The following is a 6,776-nucleotide window of genomic DNA, read 5'->3' as shown; positions in this document are numbered from 1 at the left end:
TGGATTTATTTTCCCGCCGCGGGGTGGGCATGGCCATCTCTTCCTCCCCGGATGCAGAGTTGTAGTGGTCAAGAACTACACGCACAATGGAATAGCAATCCCAAATACCGTGGACGAACGGGCGACCCAACAGGGGTTTTATTCCCTCAGTGGGCATAATCGTACGAATATCCCCCTCCGGCCATGAAGCAATTACCCACGGGATTTGTGACAGGTCACACTGGGCGATATCTAACTGACTGGGTTGTGTGGTGGCGTCGGGGTGACTGTGGACAATCGCAACAATGGTGCCTGCGTCCTCAGCATTGGCGTAATCTTCGGGATGCAGGCTGAACTGTTCTGTCGGAGAGGGAGCGGCATTCCGGCAGCGGATATATTGCTGTTTGCGGCTATTTTGAATCACCAGACCACAGCATTCATTGGGGTACTCTGCTTTGGCGTGATCCATGATGGATTGAATAATATGAGGGCGTAGTATTTCCATATTAACGTCTCAATAAAGCAGAGCCGGGGAACCCCCCAAACGGTAATTGCGCATTTTCACCGAACCGAAGTTTACAATCATTCATCAGCCCACCACATGCATCTTTTGATGGGTCATCGGTCGGATTGCCGTCCTCATCAAAGTACCGCGTGCCCGTATAGTTACAGGGGGATTTACGATACAGCCCCCGCATGCACCATGTGCACAGACTGTGGATTTGACGCGTGGGGATCTGAATGCCCTGCAAATCAGCGGGAGAAGACAAGGCAAAATGAATCTCTGTATTGTCTTCATGGGTCTTACTGTCAATATAGAAGACGTCAATTTTTTCCTGTGTGGGATCGGCTTCGGGATTCCCTTCTGGGAAATTGCGTGCATCCAGATAGTGCGCAAAGGTCATTCGAATAGTGACACGGGCCTGAGTCATATTTTGGTAAGCCAGACACAAGGCGCTGATAGTGCTGTCTATATTAGAGATCCTGAGAGACGGAGAAGCCACTCTACCATCACTGTGGATTTCCAGTCCCTGAATTTCGACAGGCCACGGCTTATATTCCACTCCCTGCCACCAAATAGATTTAATGGGTAAATTACTTAGGTCTTCCAAATCCTTCTCTGTGTAAGGAATGGTGTGATTATGAAAATACAGTTCTGGCCCACCAAAGGCTGAGCCGTCGACCGAAAACAATAGAACCTTATTCCCCACCTCAAGGCGCTGGAGATCTGCATTAATAGTCATGCGCTGAATGCCTGTTCAAATGTTGCTGATATTTTCATGATACCTCTCGCCATAGGTATCATGGTGATTGAATCTGCCTTCACTCGGTATAACCCTTTCTCACCATATGGAGTCGTCCAGATAAATGATTTCAAAGTATGCGTGCGAATAAACTGAAATATGGGTGCTACCTCCTCTTTTATTCCAATATAAGAGTAAGGCCATGACTGACTTTCTGGATTAATTCCGTCAGCAGAAACTTGTTTGTAGCCATCACCAAATTCAATTGATTTAATTCGGTGTTTAAATTCACCATTGGGTGAATCTTGGATTTGAGTTCGCCATTTAAACTCGTCAATAGCCATATCAAGCTCCTATAAAAGAAAAAACCGCAGTTAAGCGGCATTGGATTTGGACGTAAAAAAACCGCACTAGGCGGCATAGATGTGAAAAACCCGCCGAAGCGGGTTATAGAGGTGATGAATCATTTAAGCTTAAACATTGGTATTTGCAATGGCTGAGTTCCCATTCTAGAACAAGCAGACTGAACAAATTCCCGCCAATAAGGCCAAACATGGTAGGTGACATTGTTTTTCGAAAAAGCCTTTACTTCTTCTTCGGTGAGCTTTTCTTTAGATGTATAAAATGCCTCAAATTGAGCATTTATCATGTATATTACATCCTTTTCATCAATATCTTCGTCTTTATTTTCCTTGATCTTCACAACACGAACGCTGACATCAAAATCAAATACATAAGCGTGGTTTTCATCATCATCTGTAGATAGTTCATGTGCTAATGTGACCGCCTCATAACTTTGGGGTTTGGTCTTATTCTCCGAGAAGATTTTATCCATAAAAGTAACTTTTATTTCGGGATTTACAGAGAAATAACCATCTCGAATCAACACATTCACTATCTGTAATTTTTTTTGTGCACTCTTAAGATGCAAGAGCATACTCAGGCTCCTTTAAGTTTATTTCTTCCATATCCGTAAATTGCCTTTCCGTGTTCCATTCTTTTTTAAATGGATTCAGTGTAGAGTGAGGCTCTTTTACTACCGTCGCATCCCTTCTTCTGTATTCCTTGTGATCGTCCCATATCAATGCCACTGGTGATACATTCTCATCCTTCCATTCTATATCGTCAGGTTTTTGGATCAGAACATCCAGAGCTATATCAAGTCCATAGTGCAACTTTTGAATCATTGTCATACTCAGTTTTCTTTTACCACTAAGCACCTCAGACACCTTTGAAGCAGAACCGAGATATTTCTCCATATCTTTGCGCGTTAGTCCTGCCTGATCCATCCTAAATAATACAGCATCTATAGGAGATGGCTTTTCTATCGGATAATGTACTGACTCATAATGCTCTATAAGCAAAGCTAGTAGCTCTAACTCATCTGAATCAGGGGTATTATCCTGAGGGTTTAAGCCCATTAATTCTGTCAAACGAGCCATTGCAAGCTCATAATCTTCATCATTTTTTATGATTCTCGGCTTAAACTCAGTCATTTTAGCCTCCATTTATCATATTCGGCGTGAGTTCCAATACGTTCAACTTTCACTATCCCGTTAACGTATCTGACTTGAACAACAAGGCGATAATCATTCCCCTTTATGTTGAACACCACTCTGTTATCAGGCAGAAAGCTAGCAGTAGAAAATCTATTCTTTATGTCTTGTGAACAGCCCCAGCTCGCTGATTCCACCTCGGTTACCCAAGCATTAAGCGCTCCCTTTGCCTGATTATGCTTTTCACAAAAAGAAACTATTTCCTTTTTCCCCATAATTTTCATTGGCTGAGAAGTTTCCTTTGCAAGATTCTACACCTAAATTCCCAAAATGGGAAAGATGTTTATTTAACCAGTTCGTTACCGTATCGTACATGACTAATCACGATAACTTGCCCCGAATACTTGCAACACCCTACATTACTTTATTAAAGCGTTGATCGGAAATTACCCGAATTGTGAGGGTGATAAAACTTTAACTCATAACCTAACCGACGTGTCGCTACTAAAAGAAAACCTGCCGAAGCAGGTCTGGGGACTCATTGATATTTCATTAATCGTTTTTATGCGGCAAGTCCAGCGCCTCGTTAATCAGATCCTCCGTGATATCATCAGATGCTTTAACGTGAGCTTCACTGCGACCAAGCTCACCGCTCTCCCCGCCTCATCGGTGGAAGCTATCAGGTCTGTTCGCTTATCAGTTTGTTTGCTCATTTCTCTGTTCCTAGGTTGTGATTTTTACAAGTTCGCCCATTAAAGCCATCCGTGGCTTGGGGTTAATCAGTATATTTAGCTCTATCCCGAATTTCCTTGATACTCATACCAAATACATGGCGATGGTTTGCGCACATCCAGCAAGAGCATAGGCAAGGTGTTCTGTAGCATATCCCTGCTGATGTTTTATCAGGTTGACCACCAGCATTATTATACCTACCGCGTTTTACCTTTAAGCGGTACATGTGATGCCGTTTAACAGCGAGGCTTTTCTTCATAAATAAACTCACCCAATTGTTGCGCGACTGCACAGATGCACAGTCGCTTAATCGTGAGTTCAGAATGAGTTATTTTTCGCATTCGTAATTTATCCATGGCTTGGGGTTAGTTCAGCAGTTAACTTTTCGCTTAAGCCCATTCTTAAGAGCTAAGACAGGGTCACTCACATTACTAAATGCCCCATTAAACGCGTGCGCTATATCTAGGTGTTAAAACAGATAAATGCGGATTGAGGGTATCCCACGTATCTTTGAGGTGCATTAGGTTTTTATATAAAGCATTGGCGTTTCTGAGTTCAGATGACAGATCTATATTCCCTTTCTCAACTTCATGATCAAGTATATCCAGTACCCATTTGCGAAACTCTTTGGCTACGTCAGTCTTGGAAAACATAGCTACTAAGTGAGCACCTCTGAGAGAGAACATTCTAACCACTTTTTTACGTAAGCTATTGTTTATTCCATTGACACTCAATTTGAGGGTCATTGTCATAGCAGGTGTAAACTCATCGGAATTGCGCTCGTAAATCTGTGTTATTGCATCTGTTTTTTTATACTGTAATGCTTTAGCTAACTCAGGGGCTGTGAGCCAAATATCATTAGCATGAGATACTGGATTAAACACAGTGCTACGGAAAGTTAACTGATCGGTGTTATTCGTTTTGGTAATTGCTATACTAGTCATGTCGGTTACCTCGATAAGTTTCTGACAAATTAGAAGCCCCTGACTATTACCAGTAGTTGGGGGCTTCGCCGTTTTAGTGCGACACTATTTATCTCGTGATTGTAACTTTTTGTAAAGATAATCCATCGTGAATTGCGAAGTGCCTCGAATATTCAACTATTTACACGCGTATAGCGTGTAAATACATATTGTTAATACTGGTAATCGCTGTTAGATTGATCAATCCTGTTGAATAGATCGGTATTTGATCGCCATCCGTGGCTCTCAATGCTTAAGCCGCTTCTTTCCAGCCAGTAATAGAAAACCTACCCATATTGGGGTGATACCATTGTGAGCCACGCTGTTCTGCTTCTTTCATCATCTGATGCAAGGCTTTTTCGAATGCGCCTTCGTATACCACTGACATTTGCGTAACTTGTCCGCCCGGTGCAACATGAGGAACTTTCTTGTGGGGAACCGACCAAGCCATAACTAATTGCTTGCTCTTAGCATTACTCAGACCGTAGGTTGCCTGTAGATAGCTGTAACCTTGATAACCAACAGGAATAGTACCTTGCTCTATTTGATCCATTTTTTGCTCAACAACAATCAGGCGCTTTTCTTGTTGAACATTGTTGTTTGCAATAGCGGCAATCAGTTCTGCTGATGAAAGTTGAGGTGGGCTAGTGAGGGCTTTCAACTTTGCGAGAACTATACGACGAACGGCTTTTGATTCACGCATACCGACAAGAGTCATTTGCTCCATTGTCAGGTTATAGCCTTTAATCTTACGCTTTGCGCCCTGAGAAGTGGTCACGTAAAAGTTTTCCGCGACCCCTAAATCATCCAGTTCATCTTCAATGCGTGCAATAAAACGACGATTTTCAACTTCTTTTTCACCAGCAGAGACTCGTGCTGGATTGATAATGTCATTCAAGAAGTCAATGCTTGACATAGTGACAACGACTGACTGATTTGCTAAATTCATATCCAACATATTTGTTTTCTCCTTTTAATAGGATGCCAAAAGCCAGTATTTCACTACTGGCTTTTTTATTTGGTTTAATTGTGAAAAAAGCATGTGAAAATGACCGATGCAAAATAATTGCATAGATTAATTGTGAGGTTTTAGATTTTGGGATGAGTAAAGATTAACGTTTCCGCTTAAGCCATAGAATTATTTATTCGCATTATAATTTACACATATGAATATAATGAATGCATTAATTCTAAGATAGTTTGTGCTTTTTCAGCACAGTGATATTAAAGAACGAAAACTCCCCACACGGGCGGGGCATTAATTGTAATTAGCCAGTCCTATTCTAGAGGATTGGTTGCTCCAAGAAAGCCTAGAGCGTTCCGGTATAGCGTGTACTTTGTCAGCACACCTAAATTGTTCAAAGAGCAGGTCAAAAATAATAACCTCCCGTTTAGGAGGATACCCTAACGCATATTCAGGGCTGGTACTCACCAGATTTTTTTAAAGGACTGCACATATATTATGTACTATAAGCTAACACACGCGAAGATAATATTCCACTAGCAACAAAAAAGCCCCGTTAGGGGCTGTTTGGTAATATTAAGCTCTACATAGAAAGTGCTTTTAAGACATGAACCGGATCTTTTTCTATTGCCTTTAACAATGCTTTTGCTGGGCCTGTTGGCTCTCTTCTTCCCTGTTCCCAATTACGCAGGGTTCCAACGTTAACAGAGATTAATTTAGCAAATCCCGTCTGGCTCAATCCAGTTGCCTGACGAATGTTTTTTACTTTCACTGCCTCAATAGTGGTCTCACGAGAGGCAGCACGTTCGCCATTCATGATTTCGTTCATCTGTGTCATGCTTTCAGTGAGTCTGGAAAATAATTTACTGTCCATTGTTACCACCCTTCATTTAATGCTCTCAAGACTTTCTTTTCTGACTCGCTAAGGTCATCTTTAATACCTTTTTTATAAATCAGAAGCAGCCTTATATGTGAGACATCGACCTTGTGATAATAAATGACGCGTACACCGCCACGTTTACCTTTACCTCTGGATGCCCACCTGACTTTACGTAAGCCTCCAGTGTGCTGAATAACATCACCCGCAGCGGGATTATCGGCAAGATATTGTTGAAACTCACGATATTCATCGTCGCTTAACAGCTCTTTACAGTCTTCGGTGAATATAGGGGTCTCAATAAATATCATGTTTCAGTACGCCATTGGTGTATGCATAGAATAATGATAGCATCCTTATTTTATAAGTCAATGGCGCACACATGAGAGGAGTTGAGAAAAAAACCATAGGGGCTATTACTTATTGTTATTGTCTGTTAAGTTAATCAGATAAATTATCTGCATTACTGTTATAATCGATAACCCGATAATCCGACTTTCTGCTTGTTCTTATGAAATCGAA

Annotated in this window: 11 protein-coding genes; all 11 read right to left on the bottom strand. The window is 41.7% G+C overall.

The genetic code is table 11. The features are described 5' to 3' along the window. On the bottom strand, positions 1–484 hold a 484-nt coding region (locus PSI14_RS19265), incomplete at its 3' end, for a C40 family peptidase (protein WP_273577598.1). Between the two features lies 1 nt (position 485). Continuing rightward, entirely contained in the window at positions 486–1,223 is a 738-nt protein-coding gene (locus PSI14_RS19260) for a phage minor tail protein L (protein ID WP_273577597.1), read from the bottom strand. Further along, on the bottom strand, positions 1,220–1,567 hold the full coding sequence (locus PSI14_RS19255) for a phage tail protein (RefSeq protein ID WP_273577596.1): 348 nt from the start codon (positions 1,565–1,567) through the stop codon (positions 1,220–1,222). Before PSI14_RS19255 ends, PSI14_RS19260 begins: the two co-directional genes overlap by 4 nt. A gap of 119 nt (positions 1,568–1,686) precedes the next feature. Next, positions 1,687–2,160 carry a protein-export chaperone SecB gene (locus PSI14_RS19250; RefSeq protein WP_273577595.1) on the bottom strand — a complete coding sequence of 158 codons (474 nt, stop codon included), beginning with the start codon at positions 2,158–2,160 and terminating at the stop codon, positions 1,687–1,689. Continuing rightward, complete coding sequence (locus tag PSI14_RS19245) at positions 2,144–2,719, bottom strand: helix-turn-helix domain-containing protein (RefSeq protein WP_273577594.1); 576 nt, start codon at positions 2,717–2,719, stop codon at positions 2,144–2,146. The genes PSI14_RS19250 and PSI14_RS19245 overlap by 17 nt, the downstream gene beginning before the upstream one ends. After that, on the bottom strand, positions 2,716–3,003 hold the full coding sequence (locus PSI14_RS19240) for a type II toxin-antitoxin system HigB family toxin (RefSeq protein WP_273577593.1): 288 nt from the start codon (positions 3,001–3,003) through the stop codon (positions 2,716–2,718). The genes PSI14_RS19245 and PSI14_RS19240 overlap by 4 nt, the downstream gene beginning before the upstream one ends. Before the next feature lie 306 nt (positions 3,004–3,309). Then, on the bottom strand, positions 3,310–3,432 hold the full coding sequence (locus PSI14_RS19235; RefSeq protein WP_273577592.1) for a hypothetical protein: 123 nt from the start codon (positions 3,430–3,432) through the stop codon (positions 3,310–3,312). A 462-nt stretch (positions 3,433–3,894) separates the two neighbouring features. After that, positions 3,895–4,395: a BRO-N domain-containing protein gene (locus tag PSI14_RS19230; protein WP_273577591.1), complete on the bottom strand. Its 501-nt coding sequence runs from the start codon at positions 4,393–4,395 to the stop codon at positions 3,895–3,897. A 271-nt stretch (positions 4,396–4,666) separates the two neighbouring features. Continuing rightward, entirely contained in the window at positions 4,667–5,362 is a 696-nt protein-coding gene (locus tag PSI14_RS20100) for a hypothetical protein (RefSeq protein ID WP_306309350.1), read from the bottom strand. Positions 5,363–5,960: 598 nt separating this feature from the next. Beyond that, positions 5,961–6,251 (bottom strand): NadS family protein, encoded by a 291-nt coding sequence (gene nadS, locus PSI14_RS19220; protein WP_038182073.1) that lies wholly within the window; start codon positions 6,249–6,251, stop codon positions 5,961–5,963. A 2-nt stretch (positions 6,252–6,253) separates the two neighbouring features. Then, complete coding sequence (locus PSI14_RS19215) at positions 6,254–6,565, bottom strand: type II toxin-antitoxin system RelE/ParE family toxin (protein WP_273577590.1); 312 nt, start codon at positions 6,563–6,565, stop codon at positions 6,254–6,256. Positions 6,566–6,776 lie beyond the last annotated feature (211 nt).

This window comes from Xenorhabdus anantnagensis, assembly GCF_028598555.1.
Lineage (GTDB): Bacteria > Pseudomonadota > Gammaproteobacteria > Enterobacterales > Enterobacteriaceae > Xenorhabdus > Xenorhabdus anantnagensis.
The sequence above is the reverse complement of the archived record's forward strand: the minus strand, read 5'-3'. Positions and strand labels throughout refer to the sequence as shown.

Coding starts and splice junctions, on each gene's coding strand:
- PSI14_RS19260 (WP_273577597.1), bottom strand. CDS start 1,223: ATGACTATTAATGCAGATCTCCAGCGCCTTGAGGTGGGGAATAAGGTT.
- PSI14_RS19255 (WP_273577596.1), bottom strand. CDS start 1,567: ATGGCTATTGACGAGTTTAAATGGCGAACTCAAATCCAAGATTCACCC.
- PSI14_RS19250 (WP_273577595.1), bottom strand. CDS start 2,160: ATGCTCTTGCATCTTAAGAGTGCACAAAAAAAATTACAGATAGTGAAT.
- PSI14_RS19245 (WP_273577594.1), bottom strand. CDS start 2,719: ATGACTGAGTTTAAGCCGAGAATCATAAAAAATGATGAAGATTATGAG.
- PSI14_RS19240 (WP_273577593.1), bottom strand. CDS start 3,003: ATGAAAATTATGGGGAAAAAGGAAATAGTTTCTTTTTGTGAAAAGCAT.
- PSI14_RS19235 (WP_273577592.1), bottom strand. CDS start 3,432: ATGAGCAAACAAACTGATAAGCGAACAGACCTGATAGCTTCCACCGAT.
- PSI14_RS19230 (WP_273577591.1), bottom strand. CDS start 4,395: ATGACTAGTATAGCAATTACCAAAACGAATAACACCGATCAGTTAACT.
- PSI14_RS20100 (WP_306309350.1), bottom strand. CDS start 5,362: ATGAATTTAGCAAATCAGTCAGTCGTTGTCACTATGTCAAGCATTGAC.
- nadS (WP_038182073.1), bottom strand. CDS start 6,251: ATGGACAGTAAATTATTTTCCAGACTCACTGAAAGCATGACACAGATG.
- PSI14_RS19215 (WP_273577590.1), bottom strand. CDS start 6,565: ATGATATTTATTGAGACCCCTATATTCACCGAAGACTGTAAAGAGCTG.